This window comes from Nonlabens sp. Hel1_33_55, assembly GCF_900101765.1.
In the GTDB taxonomy this organism is placed as follows: domain Bacteria; phylum Bacteroidota; class Bacteroidia; order Flavobacteriales; family Flavobacteriaceae; genus Nonlabens.
Genome location: NZ_LT627735.1, coordinates 161,537 through 177,719 on the forward strand (window position 1 = coordinate 161,537; position 16,183 = coordinate 177,719).

General features: G+C 38.3%; 18 protein-coding genes. 6 read left to right on the forward strand and 12 right to left on the reverse strand.

Annotated features, from left to right (window positions below; all coding sequences use genetic code 11):
* Window positions 1-55: 55 nt before the first annotated feature.
* From BLO34_RS00690 to BLO34_RS00710, 5 genes are all read right to left on the reverse strand, one after another.
* Window positions 56-1,270, reverse strand: coding sequence for an amidohydrolase family protein (locus BLO34_RS00690; protein WP_090751697.1), 1,215 nt, complete (start codon window positions 1,268-1,270; stop codon window positions 56-58).
* Window positions 1,271-1,379: 109 nt separating this feature from the next.
* The gene (gene pepT, locus BLO34_RS00695) at window positions 1,380-2,615 is read right to left on the reverse strand and encodes a peptidase T (protein ID WP_090751699.1); all 1,236 of its coding nucleotides are present in this window, start codon (window positions 2,613-2,615) and stop codon (window positions 1,380-1,382) included.
* A 154-nt stretch (window positions 2,616-2,769) separates the two neighbouring features.
* Window positions 2,770-3,189 carry a hypothetical protein gene (locus BLO34_RS00700; protein ID WP_157686583.1) on the reverse strand — a complete coding sequence of 140 codons (420 nt, stop codon included), beginning with the start codon at window positions 3,187-3,189 and terminating at the stop codon, window positions 2,770-2,772.
* A gap of 19 nt (window positions 3,190-3,208) precedes the next feature.
* Entirely contained in the window at window positions 3,209-4,642 is a 1,434-nt protein-coding gene (locus BLO34_RS00705; RefSeq protein WP_090751702.1) for a CCA tRNA nucleotidyltransferase, read from the reverse strand.
* 4 nt (window positions 4,643-4,646) lie between these two features.
* Window positions 4,647-5,294, reverse strand: coding sequence for an L-threonylcarbamoyladenylate synthase (locus BLO34_RS00710; protein WP_090751704.1), 648 nt, complete (start codon window positions 5,292-5,294; stop codon window positions 4,647-4,649).
* 112 nt (window positions 5,295-5,406) lie between these two features.
* Between BLO34_RS00710 and BLO34_RS00715 the strand changes: the two genes are divergently transcribed.
* Window positions 5,407-6,183 (forward strand): lipopolysaccharide kinase InaA family protein, encoded by a 777-nt coding sequence (locus tag BLO34_RS00715; protein WP_231959527.1) that lies wholly within the window; start codon window positions 5,407-5,409, stop codon window positions 6,181-6,183.
* 1 nt (window position 6,184) lies between these two features.
* Window positions 6,185-7,024: a glycosyl transferase gene (locus tag BLO34_RS00720; RefSeq protein WP_231959528.1), complete on the forward strand. Its 840-nt coding sequence runs from the start codon at window positions 6,185-6,187 to the stop codon at window positions 7,022-7,024.
* Here the strand turns inward: BLO34_RS00720 and BLO34_RS00725 are convergent.
* Window positions 7,004-7,768: a glycosyltransferase family 2 protein gene (locus BLO34_RS00725; protein WP_090751708.1), complete on the reverse strand. Its 765-nt coding sequence runs from the start codon at window positions 7,766-7,768 to the stop codon at window positions 7,004-7,006. The two genes, BLO34_RS00720 and BLO34_RS00725, sit on opposite strands and share 21 nt — an antisense overlap.
* An 88-nt stretch (window positions 7,769-7,856) precedes the next feature.
* On the opposite strand from BLO34_RS00725, the gene BLO34_RS00730 reads away from it, so the two are divergent.
* The gene (locus BLO34_RS00730) at window positions 7,857-8,711 is read left to right on the forward strand and encodes a glycosyltransferase (RefSeq protein WP_090751710.1); all 855 of its coding nucleotides are present in this window, start codon (window positions 7,857-7,859) and stop codon (window positions 8,709-8,711) included.
* A gap of 84 nt (window positions 8,712-8,795) precedes the next feature.
* Here BLO34_RS00730 and BLO34_RS00735 read toward each other — a convergent pair whose 3' ends face one another.
* From BLO34_RS00735 to BLO34_RS00745, 3 genes are all read right to left on the reverse strand, one after another.
* On the reverse strand, window positions 8,796-9,731 hold the full coding sequence (locus tag BLO34_RS00735) for a Stealth CR1 domain-containing protein (protein WP_090751712.1): 936 nt from the start codon (window positions 9,729-9,731) through the stop codon (window positions 8,796-8,798).
* Window positions 9,732-9,780: 49 nt separating this feature from the next.
* Window positions 9,781-10,686 (reverse strand): ATP-grasp fold amidoligase family protein, encoded by a 906-nt coding sequence (locus tag BLO34_RS00740; RefSeq protein WP_231959529.1) that lies wholly within the window; start codon window positions 10,684-10,686, stop codon window positions 9,781-9,783.
* Window positions 10,687-10,749: 63 nt separating this feature from the next.
* Complete coding sequence (locus tag BLO34_RS00745) at window positions 10,750-11,565, reverse strand: 2,3,4,5-tetrahydropyridine-2,6-dicarboxylate N-succinyltransferase (RefSeq protein ID WP_090751715.1); 816 nt, start codon at window positions 11,563-11,565, stop codon at window positions 10,750-10,752.
* Window positions 11,566-11,656: 91 nt separating this feature from the next.
* Here BLO34_RS00745 and ruvX point away from each other — a divergent pair, with 91 nt between their 5' ends.
* Genes ruvX through BLO34_RS00760 form a run of 3 tightly spaced genes read left to right on the forward strand, consistent with a single transcriptional unit; the run spans window position 11,657 to window position 13,130 of the window.
* Window positions 11,657-12,070: a Holliday junction resolvase RuvX gene (gene ruvX, locus BLO34_RS00750; RefSeq protein ID WP_090751717.1), complete on the forward strand. Its 414-nt coding sequence runs from the start codon at window positions 11,657-11,659 to the stop codon at window positions 12,068-12,070.
* Between the two features lie 18 nt (window positions 12,071-12,088).
* Window positions 12,089-12,679: a peptide deformylase gene (gene def, locus BLO34_RS00755; protein WP_090751719.1), complete on the forward strand. Its 591-nt coding sequence runs from the start codon at window positions 12,089-12,091 to the stop codon at window positions 12,677-12,679.
* 43 nt (window positions 12,680-12,722) lie between these two features.
* Window positions 12,723-13,130, forward strand: coding sequence for a DUF5606 domain-containing protein (locus BLO34_RS00760; protein ID WP_090751721.1), 408 nt, complete (start codon window positions 12,723-12,725; stop codon window positions 13,128-13,130).
* 388 nt (window positions 13,131-13,518) lie between these two features.
* Here BLO34_RS00760 and BLO34_RS00765 read toward each other — a convergent pair whose 3' ends face one another.
* The 3 genes from BLO34_RS00765 to BLO34_RS00775 are packed head-to-tail and all read right to left on the reverse strand — an operon-like array spanning window position 13,519 to window position 16,181.
* Entirely contained in the window at window positions 13,519-14,232 is a 714-nt protein-coding gene (locus BLO34_RS00765) for a DUF6048 family protein (protein ID WP_090751723.1), read from the reverse strand.
* Window positions 14,213-14,725, reverse strand: coding sequence for a DUF6452 family protein (locus tag BLO34_RS00770; protein WP_090751725.1), 513 nt, complete (start codon window positions 14,723-14,725; stop codon window positions 14,213-14,215). Before BLO34_RS00770 ends, BLO34_RS00765 begins: the two co-directional genes overlap by 20 nt.
* Entirely contained in the window at window positions 14,718-16,181 is a 1,464-nt protein-coding gene (locus BLO34_RS00775; RefSeq protein WP_157686585.1) for a TlpA family protein disulfide reductase, read from the reverse strand. The genes BLO34_RS00770 and BLO34_RS00775 overlap by 8 nt, the downstream gene beginning before the upstream one ends.
* Window positions 16,182-16,183: the final 2 nt, after the last annotated feature.

Consider the following 16,183-nt stretch of genomic DNA (forward strand, 5'->3'; position numbering starts at 1 on the left):
CATTATAATAGAAAACGAGCCGAAAGGCTCGTTTTTCATTTCTCTGAATCTTATCTCAAAAGATCGTAGGTGCAGAATTTTCAAAAGTTTGTTTTCCAGCTTTCCATCCTGCCAGCGCTTGCGGAATCGTGCGCACCGCACTCGCAATAGAATCTGTATTCCACAAGACAAGATCTGCAGGTTGACCAACTTCGATTTTTCTGGAACTCCCTAAGATCTTGTAAGCATTTGTGGTGATCATTTCAAAGCATTGATCCATCTCAGCATCTGTAGAAAGTTGGCTTACGTTTGCATATAAGTTAGCCATACGCAGCAAATTCCCATCACCATATGGTGTAAAAGCATTCAATATATTATTGCTGCTAATAGCAGCATTTAGATCCAGATCCTCAAACTCGGTAGCTCTCAAAACCCCACGCGGAATCATTTTGTCGCTATCACGACCGTTAAGAAAAAGATCAGTCGCAGGCAAAACACAAACCGATACGTTATGATCTGCCAGCAGCTTTTCCAATCTCTTGCGTTTTTCAGTTTTAAAAGCCATGAGCTTTGTCACATGTCCTATGGAAACTCGATTTTTAAATTGTGTTTTGTCAATGACACTACATAAATATGGAATGGAACTATCGCTGTCTTCCAGATCAAAATCCATATGAAAATCTACATGTAAATCGTATTCTAGAGCAAGTTCAAAAACGAGATCGATGTGTGCTTCGGGATTTTCATCCTTATAAGGACAGCCACCAATTGTTTGAACACCAGAATCAAAGGCTTTTTTCAATAATTCAATAGTTTTGGGTGCGGTTGTCAGGCCGTTTTGCGCAAATGCCACAATGTCTAGGTCTACTTGATGGGCGACATCATTCTTTAGTTTCTGTATCGCTTTCAAACTATGCAACTCAGTTTTTGAATCGGTTTCTACATAGGTTCTAACGCTAGTGGTGCCGTTAGGGATAATCATTTGAATGACCTTAAGGGCTCTTTGGTAAACATCAGCTTCCGTAAATTTATCTTTTGCTTTTCCCGTTTCTTCCACAGCTTCATCTAGGGTTCCTTCCTCAATGTCAGATCTCTCGAGAATGCAAGCTTTATCTAGATGCAAGTGACTTTCTGCAAGTCCAACGGTGATTAATTTTCCGTTGTAGTTTGTCTGACCTTTAGGAGTGCTGACATGATCTGCGATTTTAGAAATCTTCTGATCATTGATATGAATATCAACTGCCGTTTTGCGGTTTTCCAGCTTGCAATTATATAGAATCGTATTACTCATGAATTTATTTCGAAGTTGGTTAAAGATTCACGCTTTCGCGAAAGCGAACTCTACCAAAATAAAAAAGACGCTCCAGAGAAGCGTCTTTATATTCCAAATTGTGATTTCTTTATTTTTTCTTCTTTGCAACAAGCTCTGCAATACGTACAATCACTTTACTTGCAGCGATCATACTTTCAACAGGAACGTATTCATAAGGGCCGTGAAAGTTATGGCCACCAGCAAATATGTTGGGACAAGGTAATCCCATGTAACTTAGCTGCGATCCATCCGTGCCGCCACGTATAGGTTTGATAATGGGTTCAATATCTAGGTCCTTCATCGCTTGTTCTGCAACATCAACGATATGCATAACGGGCTCGACCTTCTCACGCATATTGAAGTATTGATCCTTGATTTCTATGCTCACAGCCTCACGTTCATACTGGGCGTTCATGTCATCAACTAATTTGTGCATCACATTTTTACGCGCTTCAAAATGAGCTTTGTCATGATCGCGAATGATATATTGCAATTCGGTTTTTTCTACGGCACCTTTCATGTTATGCAAGTGGAAAAAGCCTTGATAATCTTCTGTATGTTCTGGAGTTTCCATTCTAGGTAAGGAATCAATGAACTCTGTAGCGATGTACATGGAATTAATCATCTTGCCTTTAGCATATCCTGGATGAACTATTTTTCCGTGAAAGGTTACCACAGCTCCAGCTGCGTTGAAATTCTCATATTCCAACTCACCTATCTGGCTACCATCCATGGTATAGGCCCAATCTGCACCAAATTTATCTACATCAAACTTATGCGCTCCACGACCTATTTCTTCATCAGGAGTGAACCCTACTTTGATCGTTCCGTGCTTGATTTCAGGATGATCCAGCAAATATTTCATCGCAGTCATGATCTCTGTAATTCCAGCTTTATCATCTGCAGCAAGTAGGGTAGTACCGTCTGTTGTTATTAAGGTCTGTCCCTTATATTGTTTCAGGTCTTCAAAATAATCTGGAGACAACACAAGATCACTACCTTTTAGTGGAATATCGCCACCATCATATTTTTCAATGATTTGTGGCTTTATATTTTTACCCGTAAAATCTGGAGTGCTGTCAAAGTGCGAAATAAAACCTATGGTAGGTACTTGATGATCAACATTGCTGGGAAGCGTCGCCATCACATAGGAATTATCATCAATCGTGACATCCTGCATTCCCATGTCCAGTAATTCTTGGTGTAATTTACGAGCTAGATCCCATTGCTTTTCTGTACTGGGCGTGGTCTCGCTAGCTGGATCAGACTCTGTATCGATAGTAATATAACTTACAAACCGTTCAATAATGGCTTGTTTTTCCATAACCTAATTTTAATGGCTAAAGATATGTTTTGGCCTATGGAAAGACATTAACTATTTACTAAAAAGCTAATTTTATAGGTTAAAGAAAGAGGATTAAAAAGGGATTGATGATGGGTTCGCTTTCGCGAAAGCGTAACAATTCAAAGTCACCTATCTAGAATTGACTATTTGCGGAAAACGGATTTTCTACCTGCGAAAAAATCGTATTCCTTCCAGCCTCGTAAAGTGCTGGGTTTTGGAGTTTGAATTTAAGAGCGTACTCATCAAGCTCTGTATAGTTGATGACCACGTTTTCATATAATCTCGAGAGTCTATCGTCAACGTCAGCTAGCAAAACCATAGGTTGAGTGCCGTTCAAAGAAATGTTTTGTGAAAGCTGAAGACCTTTAGCTATCAATTTAAAATTGGCAGGATTTTGATTCTTGAGTAAAGGAGTTCTAATAGGTTGCGGTTGATACGCCGCATTAGATTTCATGGACGGTTGAGTTGCTGATTGATTGGATTGAGCAACCGCAAAACCGCTGACCATCAGGCCTAGTACAAATGAAAATCTTAACTGCTGAAACAACTTCATCTATCTAATTTAGATAAAATTACTGAACGATATTAGGTTTTAATCCCAATTTTTGACCCTTTTCAATCATCAATTGAAAGGCTGCATCATGTTCATTGGGAATATCACCATCAAGAATAGCTTCCTTTATAGCTGATTTAATCAACCCTATTTCCCGACAGGGTTTCAATTGAAACGTCTCCATAATTTCCTCACCAGTGACTGGTGGTTGAAAATTGCGAACGTGGTCACGTTCTTCTACCTCAACGATTTTGTCACGTACCTTCTGGAAGTTATTGTGGTATTTCTTAAAACGCTTAGGATTTTTAGTTGTGATATCTGCCTCGCACAGAGTCATTAGATCCTCAATATGGTCGCCTGCATCATGTACCAAACGGCGCACGGCGCTGTCAGTTGCGGCCTCGTCAATAACGGCAATAGGTCGCGAAGACATGCGCACCATTTGCTGTACAAATTTCATCTTATCATTGAGCGGCATACGCAATCGCTTGAAAAGATGATAGACCATTTTTGATCCCTTGAATTCATGGCCATGAAACGTCCAGCCTACTTTTTTGCTAAAACGCTTTGTTGGTGCCTTTCCTATATCATGAAGCATGGCTGCCCATCTCAACCAGAGGTCATCTGTATTTCGGGAAATGTTGTCCACTACTTCCAACGTGTGATAGAAATTGTCCTTGTGTGTTTGACCTTCAACTTCTTCAATTCCTTTTAATGCCGTGAGTTCTGGTAAAATCAACTCTAAAAGACCTGATTTTTCCAACAATAGAAAACCATGTGATGGTTCAATACACATCATGATTTTATTAAGCTCGGTAACGATACGTTCATTGGAAATGATGCCGATTCTGTAGGCATTTTTCTTTATGCTCTTGAATGATTCTGGCTCGATGGTAAAATCCAGTTGGCTCGCAAACCTTATCGCTCGTAACATGCGTAATGGATCATCACTGTAGGTGATATCTGGATCAAGAGGCGTTTTTATTACTTTCTTTTTCAAATCTTCCAGACCGTTGAAAGGATCTAGCAAATCACCGTAGTTATCAGGTTGCAAAGAAAAGGCCATGGCATTAATCGTGAAATCACGACGGTTTTGATCATCTTCTAGAGTACCATCCTCAACGACTGGGTTACGGCTACCACGATCATAACTTTCCTTTCTGGCGCCAACAAACTCAAGTTCAAGATCATTAGTCTTGATCATTGCAGTTCCATAATTCTTGAAGACACTGATTTTAGTACTTTGAGGTAAGAGTTCTTTTGTCTTTTTAGCCAATTCAATACCACTACCAATCGCAACAACATCAATATCTTGCTTATTGCCTCTTTGTAAAATATAGTCGCGTACAAAACCACCTATCACATAGGCATCAACGCCCAATTCTTGAGCGGCCTGACTTAAAGTTTCAAATACACTGGATTGTATGGCTTCCTTAAAATTATGCTCGGGCATATTCTTACTTTCTAATGACCTTGATCACGCCGTTGTTGGAGATTTTCATGATGGCGCTAGGTTTGATGTTTTTGGCAGGCAATGGCAAGTCAACAATGTGATCTACACGTTGCTTTAAATCTTCAGAAATATCTTCAAAATGAACTGGAGCAGGTTGACCACTTATATTAGCACTTGTGGAAACAATGGGCTTACGCAGTCCTCTAATGATCGCACGACACAGTGGATCGTTAGTTACTCTTATCGCTAGGGAATTATCGCTTGCGATGAGGTTTTCTGCGACACTTTTAGGCCGGTCATAGATTATGGTCAAAGGATCTTTATTTACCTTGAGAACTTCCCACGCCATATCAGGAACCTCTTCAATATATTGATCCAGCATAGGGAAACTGTCCACTAATATAAGCAGCGATTTAGATGGATCACGCTCCTTAATTTCATAGATCTTTTCCACAGCTTCATAATTAGTAGCGTCGCATCCTATTCCATAGATCGTGTCTGTAGGATAGAGGATCGTGTTACCTCTTTTGAGTTGATTGACCGCTTCCTGCACGATGGCTTTGGGAACTTCTATTTCTGGTCCTTTAGTCTTTTTGTTTTCACGACCTCGAACTTGATCTCTTCTTTTGCTATGTCTATCGCTTTTGCTCATTGCTGCAAAATTACGGATTCTGTAGGCATCGTAATAAATATTGGACTGCTATTGTACAATAAGCAGACTAGTTTAAAACTCTTTGAATTAGTAATGATCTAAAATTGTTACTTTGCAATTTAAACCTGAAGGGACCATGCGCAGTGAGATATTTGTGAGTAGTACGCTTTCGCGAAAGCAGTTTCAAACAATCCTTGAATTATTTCACGAATCTGATCACAAGTTAGGCGACGACCGCAATGAAATTAAAATTATTGAATTTGAAGGTAAGCGATTGGTTGTTAAGTCCTTCAAAGTTCCCAATATAGTTAATCGCATCGCTTACCGTTTTTTTAGAAAATCCAAAGCAGAGCGATCCTATCTAAATGCTAATTATTTAAAAGAACACGGTATTGGCACTCCAGATCCTGTAGCTTTTTTAGAATATAGGAGTGCGCTGGGATTTTATGAAAGTTACTATGTAAGTGAGTATACCGATCATGATTTTACCTTCCGGGAATTAATTCATGATAGTTCTATTGAGAATAAACAGGGAATACTTGAAGCCTTTACCCAGTTTGTCTTTAAAATGCATGAGTCACAAATCTACTTTTTAGATAATTCACCAGGAAACACCTTGATATCAATCAAAGAAGGTAGCTATGAATTTGAACTGGTAGATTTGAACCGAATGAAATTTTATGAAATCCCTGTAACTGATAGGCTTAAAAATTTTGAAAGACTGTCACCTCAAAAATGGATGTACGATATTATGGGCGCTACTTATGCAAAATTAGCTGGTCTGGAAAAGGACGATACGATTGAAACCATGTGGCATCATGCCAAAAAATTCAGACAGTATTTTCAGAACAAGAAGCGTTTGAAAAAGAAATTTAAAAAATTCATCTAATATGAAGCTCAAAGAATGGCCATCGTCCCTTTACCAAAGTTACCGGTTGAAGAGGACCCACATTTCAAAACTTATTGATAGAGATGTACCAGAAATTGACGCTATCGTTTCCTTGACGTCCATACCATCACGATTGGAAACAATTCATATTACCTTGAAAAGCGTCATGTTGCAAGATTGCAAACCAAAGAAAATCGTTCTCTGGCTTCATGAAGACTTAAAAAATGATTTACCTAAATCATTGACTGACTTAACTCAAGGCTTTCTAGAAATAAGGTATTCAAAATATACATTCTCGCACAGAAAGTTGATTCATAGCGTCCTTGCATTTCCAGATGATATGATCATAACGGTAGATGACGATATCATATACCATCCAACTACCTTGCGCAAACTATATGAAGCAGCGGTAAAAAATCCAAATAAGGTAACATCGCATCGAGGTCGTAATATATCTTTTGATAGCGCAGGAAAAGTGTTGCCCTATTCGAAATGGAACTACGCCAATAAGGAAACTGCAGATAAAAATTGGTTCATGCCTATAGGAGCCTTTACGGTGGCTTACCCAGCTGGAGTTTTGAGTAAACAAGTGAACGATGTTGATACCTTCATGAGAATCACACCCAAAAACGATGATCCATGGTTCAAGGTTATGGCTCTCTTGAATGGGAATAACAGTGTGATTTCTGGATACGACCTTCCAGAACCGACGCCTATTTCAGGAACTCAGAAGATTTCTCTTAAAAAAGTAAATGTTGATAGGGATTTCAATAGACAGCAAATGGAAAATATATTGTCAGAGTTTCCAGAGCTGCGAAAACTAATCAATACCGCGTCGTAATAACCATAATTTTACGTAGCGCATAAAAACCATATAGCCGCGTAAATAGGCGATTGTTAACCCTACAAAACCATCAAGAAAACCTAATTGGATAAAGTAGTGCTTTGTAAAAGACCATAAAGGCTTGATGATAATGTGGAAACCAGTAATCTTACCGGTTTTTTCATCGTAGTCCTTTGCTTGATGGGAAGCGTATCGTTGGAGCTTTTTTATATGTGCATCCATACCAACATATTTATAGTGGGTCAGCTTATTTTTTAAAAAACCAACCGTACCATCTGCAACGATTTCTGAATGTACATGTTTGTCTGCGTAGCGACACTTTGATTTTTTAAAGAATCTGATGACCTTATCATTTCTCCAACCGCTATAACGCACCTGTTTACCCATGAAAAAATTGAGTCGACCTATCCAGTATCCTACATGAGGCTGGTTATCAATGTTTTCAAAAAGCGTTATGATTTCCTCCTTTAAGGCAGGAGTTACTCGTTCATCTGAATCTACTAGTAAAATCCATTCATTTTTAGCTTGAGGAATAGCCCAATTTTTTTGACTTGCACTATGGATGTATTCTCTTACCAATAGCTTATCAATATATGGTTGGGCTAATTCAACCGTATTGTCTGTACTGTTGCTATCTACTAAAATTACCTCGTCACAAAATTCAACCGTTTTAAGTACCTCGACTATATTGTGAGCCTCGTTAAAACAGGGAACTATGGCTGATATCTTGTATTTGAGCATGAAAAGAAATTCTCTTTGCGAACAAAAATAAACTTGTTACTGACTTCTCCTACATGTATTGCGTATTTTTCCCGAAATTTGTTAGCCAATGGTTGAAGACCCTATCATATCTGTAATTATTAGTACTTATAACTCCCTGGAATGGCTAAAGAAAACGCTGTGGAGTTATGAGCAGCAAATTTTTAGAAATTTTGAGCTGGTTATAGCCGATGATGGTTCTAATGAGGAGACTGCTAATTTTTTAAAAAACTATACCTCTGAGACCGATAGAAATGTGATTCATGTATGGCATGAGGATAATGGTTTTCAGAAAAGTGCTATTCTCAACAAAGCACTACTTGCTTGTAATGCAGAATACATCGTAATGAGTGATGGCGACTGCCTTGCTCGTGAAGATTTTCTTCAAGTGCATTATGAAAGGCGCAAACCAGAATATTTTCTTTCTGGTGGATATTATAAGCTTCCACTAGAACTATCAAAGAAGATCTCCAAAGATGATATTCTAACTCAAAAATGTTTTGATTTAGCCTGGCTCAAAAGAAATGGATTACCAGAAAGCTATAAGTCACAAAAACTCACCGCAGGTTTTGTTCAGGCGAATATCATGGAAAAACTTACACCGACAAATGCTAGCTGGAATGGTCATAATTCTAGTGGATGGAAAACCGACCTTCTTGCTGTAAACGGCTTTGATGAGCGCATGCAATATGGTGGTCAGGATCGTGAGTTAGGAGAACGCCTCTTTAATCACGGTATAAAATCTATTCAAATAAGATACAGTGCGATTTGTCTGCATCTAGATCATGAACGCGGCTACAAGAACACCGAATCTATTGAAAAAAATAAGGCGATACGTAAGAATACAAAGACCACAAAATCAGACTTTACAGATTACGGTGTGGTGAAAAATTCAGTTGAAGAATCTTCAACAAGCAGTAGTTAGAGTGTAGCAATCAGTAACTTATTTATGATTTTATCTTTTGAAAAAAAGAAAGGAATCAGTGGACGACTCGAATTAAATCAGGCTTTAGCTTGTTCTTTTTCTTAGCCAATTAATAAAGAAATCTAAGGTTTTTTCAGGACACTGATCTAGACTTTGTAAACCCATAAATAGCTTCTCTGCAGTTTTATTTTCCAATTTGTATTTATACCACCACAACGGTTTTTTATAAGATCTGAAATAGACCAACCTTAGGTCACTTTCCAGATAACAGGTTTCGTTTTTAATTTCAAGATGATTGGATAGGCCTTGTGGTAAAAACTGAGTTTTCTTTCTAAACCTATGCTTGATATTTTCTAAAAACTCATTCTTGTTTTCTGAAAAGTAATTTGCCAACGTAGATTTTCTCAAAGGATGCGGCGTGTGTCTAAAGTTATAATACTTAGACATTCCGGCTCGTTTTGCAGAACTTTGTTGAGCGTACTTATGACCAAACCTTTGTTTGGAGAACTTCTTATAGAAAATATTTTCATCAAAATTCAACCATTTTCCGCGTAAGACTGGAAGTCCGTTTCTGAAAAAATCTGTAGGTTTCGTTTCATTGATGATAAAGAAATCATCATTCATATAGATGAAATGCTCCGCAAGATTTGGTATCCTGTGTATGCAGCTCTCTATAGATCTATTGTTGAAAGTAGGAAGGAACTCTTCGTATCCTTGAAAAATTTCCTTGTGGTCTACGATCACCACCTTATCGTAATTGTTTCGGGAAGTTTTGTTTTTATAGAAGTTCGGGATTTGATCATCGGTTACTATGAAAATGTTTCTAATGAATGGTGCAAACTTCAATATGGAATTGACCGTAAAATCAATTTCATTGACTTGATCGAACCTAGTTCTAAAACCTTCTTCATTTATTTTAGAAGTCACCTCTAGATAGGGAAGCATTTTTTGTCGGTGCTTCTCATCATTACCATCTACCCATAAAATGACAGCATCTATAATGGTATCTGTATCAGTCATAGATATGGAATAATCAATTTTATATTGAAGTGAGTATATTCAAGTTTTACTACGGGAATTTAGTAATAGGCTCCTTTTTATTATTGAGCTCTGGTAAGACAAAATAATCACCTACGATCTTATTATATTTTTCTGGAAGCCATTTAAGTCTCGCGTCTGCTGGGTATAGAGTAAGTTCTCCAAAAATTGTTTTCCCATCAATAGAATAAAAATCAACTCTTACAAAAGGTAGGTTTTCAGATAGTTTGGTAGCTAGCCTTATCATTTCTGCAAGATTACTTGGCTTTTCAATCGCTTCAGCTTCATTGTCATGAAGTGTTTCATGACCGAATGGTAGTAGATTAAAATTTACATCATAAGTGGTGTGATTGTGACCTGTAAATCGATCTAAGTGAGCCGTGAAGAACTTGATTTCTCCGTTAAAACAATAAAACTTGTAATCGACTAAAAATGACCTTCCTTCTTCTTCAAGAAATTTCTCTACGACAATTCTAGGTTCAATATCCTTATAGGCCCATTCTTGACCCTTGCGGTAATACTGATTTATTCCCAGCCACTTGTTGAGTTTCTTTATGGTTTTTTCTCTATCCAGATTTGATTTATCGCTTACTATAATATTAAAGCCACTAGCGTGTGTCGCTTTAATGACAAACCTGTCAGGCAATTCATCAAACGGAATTTCCTCACCTTTTTTATAAACTCCGTAAAGCTCATTGAGATATTCTGAACCGATTTTTTCCTCAACGTAGGCTCTAACGGCATATTTGTCTGCTAGTTGGTTTAAAATTTTTGGATGATAAAAAACCTTGTACCATTCTAATTTTTCATTGAATTCGACTGGATTTTCAAGATCCATTTTCTTTCTTGAAAAATACTCATAATGACATTTTACGTAAAATTTTGGTGGTAGCCAGCGCATCTTTCTTAAGGTACGCATTGCAAAATGTCTAAGCATGTTTGGCATTTTCTGTCTTAATCAAGATTAAGTTTTAATTCGAAATAGTATTTACTGAATGGTTTACACCGCTACATTATACTCGCGCAATGCATCATTGAGTGAGGTTTTTTTATTGGTGCTTTCCTTACGGGTTCCTATAATCAATGCACAAGGAACATTGAATGTACCAGCAGGAAATTCTTTAGCATAGCTTCCTGGAATTACTACAGATCTTGCAGGAACGACACCTTTCATTTCTTTGGGCTCATCACCGGTTACATCAATAATCTTTGTGCTTGCGGTAAGTACAACGTTTGCACCTAGAACAGCTTCTTTCTCTACTCGTACACCTTCCACAACAATACATCTGGATCCTATAAAAGCATTGTCTTCTATAATTACTGGAGCAGCTTGTAATGGTTCCAAAACACCACCAATACCAACACCACCGCTAAGGTGAACGTTTGCACCTATCTGGGCACAACTTCCTACAGTTGCCCAAGTGTCCACCATTGTACCTTCATCAATATGAGCACCTATGTTGACGTAACTAGGCATTAAAATAACACCTTTGGAAATGTAGGCTCCATGTCTTGCTACAGCATGAGGTACCACTCTAATTCCCTTGTCTTTATAGCCTGTTTTCAATGGTATTTTATCATGAAATTCTAGTGGGCCACATTCTATGGTTTCCATTTTTTGAATTGGGAAATAAAGCACCACGGCTTTTTTTACCCATTCATTTACCTGCCATCCATCGTCATTTGGTTGGGCTACTCGCAGCTCGCCACTATCCAATAGGTCAACTACATTGCGTATCGCGTCCTGAGTTACTTTGTTTTCTAAAAGCGTGCGGTCTTCCCACGCGTTCTCGATGATATTTTTTATCTGTTCCAAAAAATTGTGCTTTAAAATTCAAAGATAAACCCTTAAACCGAATTAGAAACCCCATTCAAGAACTGCGCTATAATGCCTATTTTTGCAAAATATGGGACGCATCATGGCGATTGATTACGGGAAAAAGCGCACGGGAATAGCCGTCACTGATCCCTTGCAGATCATCGCATCAGGTCTGTGTACCGTACCCACTTGGGAGCTTAACAAATGGTTGGAAGACTATATGTTGCAGGAAGATATAGATACGATTGTCATAGGTGAGCCCAAGCAAATGGATTATACAGATAGTGAGTTGGGTGGCGTGATTAACGCTTTCGCGAAAGCGTTACAAATTAAAAACCCTGCTATCAAGATAGAACGCATGGATGAGCGTTTTACCTCAAAGATGGCTTTCCAAACCATGATTGATAGTGGTCTCAACAAGAAACAGCGTCGTAATAAGGCGCTCGTCGATGAGATTGCTGCGACCATCATCCTTCAATCCTATATGGACAGAATTAGATAAGAACTGAAAAAGACAACAATGATTTTACCTATAGTTGCTTATGGTGATCCAGTATTGCGCAAGGAAGCGCAAGAGATTACTCCAGAATATCCCGATTTGAAAGAAACTATCGATAATATGTGGGAAACTATGTATAATGCTGCCGGTGTAGGACTTGCAGCGCCACAAGTTGGTTTACCCATAAGAATGTTTATGGTGGACACAGAGCCGTTTAGCGATGATCCTGACCTCACTGAAGCCGAACAAAAAGAACTAGCTGGTTTCAAGAAAGCATTTATCAATGCTCAAATTATTGAAGAAACCGGTGACGAGTGGTCCTTCAATGAAGGTTGCTTAAGTATTCCTAATGTGCGTGAGGACGTTTTTAGACCAGAGAAAGTTACCATTGAATATCAAGATGAAAATTTTGATACGCATACTGATACCTATGACGGTCTAATAGCTAGGGTCATTCAGCATGAATATGATCATATTGAGGGAATATTGTTTACAGACAAAATTTCTAGCCTTAAGAAGCGTTTGATCAAGAACAAACTGAATAATATTTCAAAAGGGAAGACCAGTGTGGATTATCGCATGCGTTTTCCAGACGCAAAAGGCCGTAGATAACCTTGGTTTTATATATTTGCGACCGCTTTAAAAGAAAAAGAATATGAGTTTAGACAGCATTTTATCCATTACTGGAAAGCAAGGATTATATAAATTGAAGACAAAAGCGCGCAGCGGCTTTGTAGTTGAGTCTTTGATTGACAATAAGACTTCCATTATAGGGATGAGTCATAACGTGAGTGTATTGAAGGATATCTCTATCTATACCTATGAAGCTGAAGTTCCTCTAAAGGAAGTTTTCAATAAGATTGCCGATAAGGAAAACAAAGGTGCCGCTATAAGTCACAAGGCTTCTAAAGATGAACTAAGCAACTATTTTAATGAGGTTTTACCAGAATACGATGAAGATCGTGTCTATGCCAGTGACATAAAAAAAGTAGTACAGTGGTATAATATTCTCCAAGAAAATGATTTACTCGCTGGACTTTCAGAAAAAGACGAGGAAGAATAGAGAAGTACTCAATGATATTTGAAATGCCTTTTCATTTTATGGAGAGGCATTTTTGTTTGTGTCAAGCTTAGACTTTGATGATTAATAAACCAAGTTCCAAGTTCCAAGAATCGTTTAAAAGCTCCAAACTATTCGATTTATAATCAAACCATAATTCATAGGATGCTCTATAAATATTAAGGCTAGCATTAATTACTGATCAATGAAAATTTGAAATCAATCAAGGATCAAATGCCTTTAAAAAAGATCTATTTCAATACGAATCATCTGCAAAGAAAAAAACCACGGCTTCGGGTTTTCACCTTGAACTGAGAACTGCGATTGAAAACTAAGAATTCAGTACTGAGAACTGCGAGTGTCAAACGGAATTGCAAACTAACCTTAAAGCTTACCTTTTATAAAACGGAATGCGATAAGAAATGCCATAAGAATAACCAACGCCTATCTCACTGGTATCATAAGTTCTACCAAATCCAGGGACGTATAGGTTATCAAAATTATCCGGCTGATCCTCTGCAACTAATCGTTTCAATTGAACATTGATAGACAGATATAGATTGTTTAATACTTCTACTTTAACTCCTGCTTGAACTTCTGCCCAGAAAGATGTCAAGCCAGAAAATTCTTCATTAGGAAATCTGCTTTGAGTAGGGAAAGCGCCTATATCTTCATAAAAGTCAAACCTCTTCAAAGTTTGAGAATAGCTAGCCGCACCAGCTCTAAAACCTACATAAATCATATTATCCAGATCCAGCCAATTCCCATAAAAATTGTAGTCGGCACCTGCTTTTAAAAAGGAACCATTGGTTTCAAAGTCAATTTGATTTGTTTCTCTATCTAGGATTTCGGTTCCTATTTCTCCTGCGATGTACCAGTCTTTGGTAAGGCGATAATCTGCCATGATCTGGAATCCAGTGTATTCATCGTCGATTGCCGTTCTTATGAGACTAGCGATATCTACTCCTGCACGCAAACCATAATCTGCCTTGTAAACGATACTATCGTTTGCTGCAGGTCGTTGGTTAGATTGTGGCTCAGTTTGCTGTGCGTTCATCATGTAAAACGACAGTAAGCAGAATAGGCTAGTGGCGTATTTCAACATGAATGTCATTTTTTGAGGTTACGTCTCGATCTCTAACGGTTACATTGGTAATCCATGGATTTGCTGGATCTTCATCAGGTCTGATAGCGGTTAGATCCAAAAATGTTGCGCCATAACCACAGGCACGGTTCAAGTAAATTTCTTCTTGTACGTATTCAAACCTAATAGGGTCGCCATTTACAGCTCCATTTAGAGTTCTTGTAAATTCAAAATCAGTAAAATTTTGATCAATTCTTAAAGGTATAGCGATGGAATCTACTTGAGTAAGAGTCAAAGCTCCAGTTCCATCAAGTGCTACAGCAACACCTGCCTCTTCATTGATCACTTGGAGACTTTCTACCGGTTTACGCAGCAGTGAGTTTCTCGCATCAACAAAAACAATTACCAGTCGTGGTATGTCCAGCTCTTCTGGAATACACAAATCGTCTTTCTCGCAAGATGAAAAACAACATGCGATTACCAGTAAAATAGCTATGATTTGATTTCTATTCATTGATAAGCTTTGTCAGCAATTCTGTTGTTGCTGGGTAACTAGGTCTGTGAATATAATCAGATAGAACGATCTCACCAGATTTATTGATCACTGTATAGGTTGGAAAGCCTTCCAATTCAATCTGCTGGCTAATTATTTTTGATTCCTCATCAGATAGGAAGTAATGTTTCCCTTTGATTTTAAATTCTGCAATAGAAGGAAGATAGGCACGTCGCTCGCTATTATGACACAAGTAAACAAACTCTACGTCATCGTTAAATTTGTCATGAAGTTTGGGCGAGGCCTCTTTAAATTCTGACTTGCAAGGCCCGCACCAGGTGGCCCAGTTGTCAATATAAACGACCTTACCGTTCGCATTATCTACAATCTCGTCAAGATATGTCGCTGCGTTAGCAGATTCAAATTCCAGTAACTCTGCCTCTTCAGGTAGCTCTGGACTTTCCAATAATTTTTTCTCGGCCTCGTATCTGGAGGTAATGCTATTTTTTATTTCTTCATCTTCAATCTTTGACAAGAACTGCTCGTTTGTTGATTCATATATCTCAACATTATGATCCTGTAACTGGTTAAGGTAAAATTCATGAGTCACCAGATCGTGAAGTAGGGAACCGTCAGATCTTGCAGCTGCCAGTTCGAGTGCTTTCTTATCAATACTATCGCCATCATCGACTAACAATCTCGCCTTACTTTGGTAATGATGTTTCAGGGTGTAGACTAAACGCTGTATCAGCGTCGTGTTTACCAGATCAGACTTTTCGATTTCTGGAATTTCATCAATAAAATTGAAGTATTCACCATCTGCGGCAGGAGTTTCCAGTCCATAATAATCTCTATACATTGCATAGTCGATCTTTGAATTTGGGAAGAAAAATTTCTCTCGTGCATTGATGTAATCTTGCAATATTGGATCCTCGATAGACGACAAAAAAGTTTTGTTGTAGTCTATGATTGATTGTTGTTCCGCTTTCGCGAAAGCGGTAAACTCTTCAACAGCCTGGTCAGCCTCATTGTTATACTGCGCCTGCACATCTACTGGAAATCCACGCAGATAACGCTGCAATTCATTGTTAGTTGCTGCTCGATCTCCCGTAAAATAGGGCTCGATCAACTGGGTAGAGTCTGCAGCTTTTGAAATCGCCACATAAATGCTATCACCTGGCGCGGCAAGCACGCTAAAAGGCCTGGAGGCAAATACGGTCACTTCTCTAGGGTCACTCAGTTCCATCTCCAACTGGAAAGAGCCATCTGCATTAAGATCTGCATTATATTCATCATAATCACTCTTTAAGTAATCATAAGCATAGACCTGGATTTGGGAAATGTCCAGCGAGTCTGCAGGCTCAACGATACCAGATATTTTGACAATTCCTGTGGTACTACCAACTTGTTCCATTGTTTTTTCCTTGCAACCAAACATTACGGCGACTGCCAAAAACAATAAAATTACTTTCTTCATTC

What these genes read in the sequence shown, in the direction of transcription:
- BLO34_RS00690 (WP_090751697.1), bottom strand. Translation starts at nt 1,270, where the DNA reads ATGAGTAATACGATTCTATATAATTGCAAGCTGGAAAACCGCAAAACG.
- pepT (WP_090751699.1), bottom strand. Translation starts at nt 2,615, where the DNA reads ATGGAAAAACAAGCCATTATTGAACGGTTTGTAAGTTATATTACTATC.
- BLO34_RS00700 (WP_157686583.1), bottom strand. Translation starts at nt 3,189, where the DNA reads ATGAAGTTGTTTCAGCAGTTAAGATTTTCATTTGTACTAGGCCTGATG.
- BLO34_RS00705 (WP_090751702.1), bottom strand. Translation starts at nt 4,642, where the DNA reads ATGCCCGAGCATAATTTTAAGGAAGCCATACAATCCAGTGTATTTGAA.
- BLO34_RS00710 (WP_090751704.1), bottom strand. Translation starts at nt 5,294, where the DNA reads ATGAGCAAAAGCGATAGACATAGCAAAAGAAGAGATCAAGTTCGAGGT.
- BLO34_RS00720 (WP_231959528.1), top strand. Translation starts at nt 6,185, where the DNA reads ATGAAGCTCAAAGAATGGCCATCGTCCCTTTACCAAAGTTACCGGTTG.
- BLO34_RS00725 (WP_090751708.1), bottom strand. Translation starts at nt 7,768, where the DNA reads ATGCTCAAATACAAGATATCAGCCATAGTTCCCTGTTTTAACGAGGCT.
- BLO34_RS00730 (WP_090751710.1), top strand. Translation starts at nt 7,857, where the DNA reads ATGGTTGAAGACCCTATCATATCTGTAATTATTAGTACTTATAACTCC.
- BLO34_RS00735 (WP_090751712.1), bottom strand. Translation starts at nt 9,731, where the DNA reads ATGACTGATACAGATACCATTATAGATGCTGTCATTTTATGGGTAGAT.
- BLO34_RS00740 (WP_231959529.1), bottom strand. Translation starts at nt 10,686, where the DNA reads ATGCTTAGACATTTTGCAATGCGTACCTTAAGAAAGATGCGCTGGCTA.
- ruvX (WP_090751717.1), top strand. Translation starts at nt 11,657, where the DNA reads ATGGGACGCATCATGGCGATTGATTACGGGAAAAAGCGCACGGGAATA.
- def (WP_090751719.1), top strand. Translation starts at nt 12,089, where the DNA reads ATGATTTTACCTATAGTTGCTTATGGTGATCCAGTATTGCGCAAGGAA.
- BLO34_RS00760 (WP_090751721.1), top strand. Translation starts at nt 12,723, where the DNA reads ATGAGTTTAGACAGCATTTTATCCATTACTGGAAAGCAAGGATTATAT.
- BLO34_RS00765 (WP_090751723.1), bottom strand. Translation starts at nt 14,232, where the DNA reads ATGTTGAAATACGCCACTAGCCTATTCTGCTTACTGTCGTTTTACATG.
- BLO34_RS00770 (WP_090751725.1), bottom strand. Translation starts at nt 14,725, where the DNA reads ATGAATAGAAATCAAATCATAGCTATTTTACTGGTAATCGCATGTTGT.
- BLO34_RS00775 (WP_157686585.1), bottom strand. Translation starts at nt 16,181, where the DNA reads ATGAAGAAAGTAATTTTATTGTTTTTGGCAGTCGCCGTAATGTTTGGT.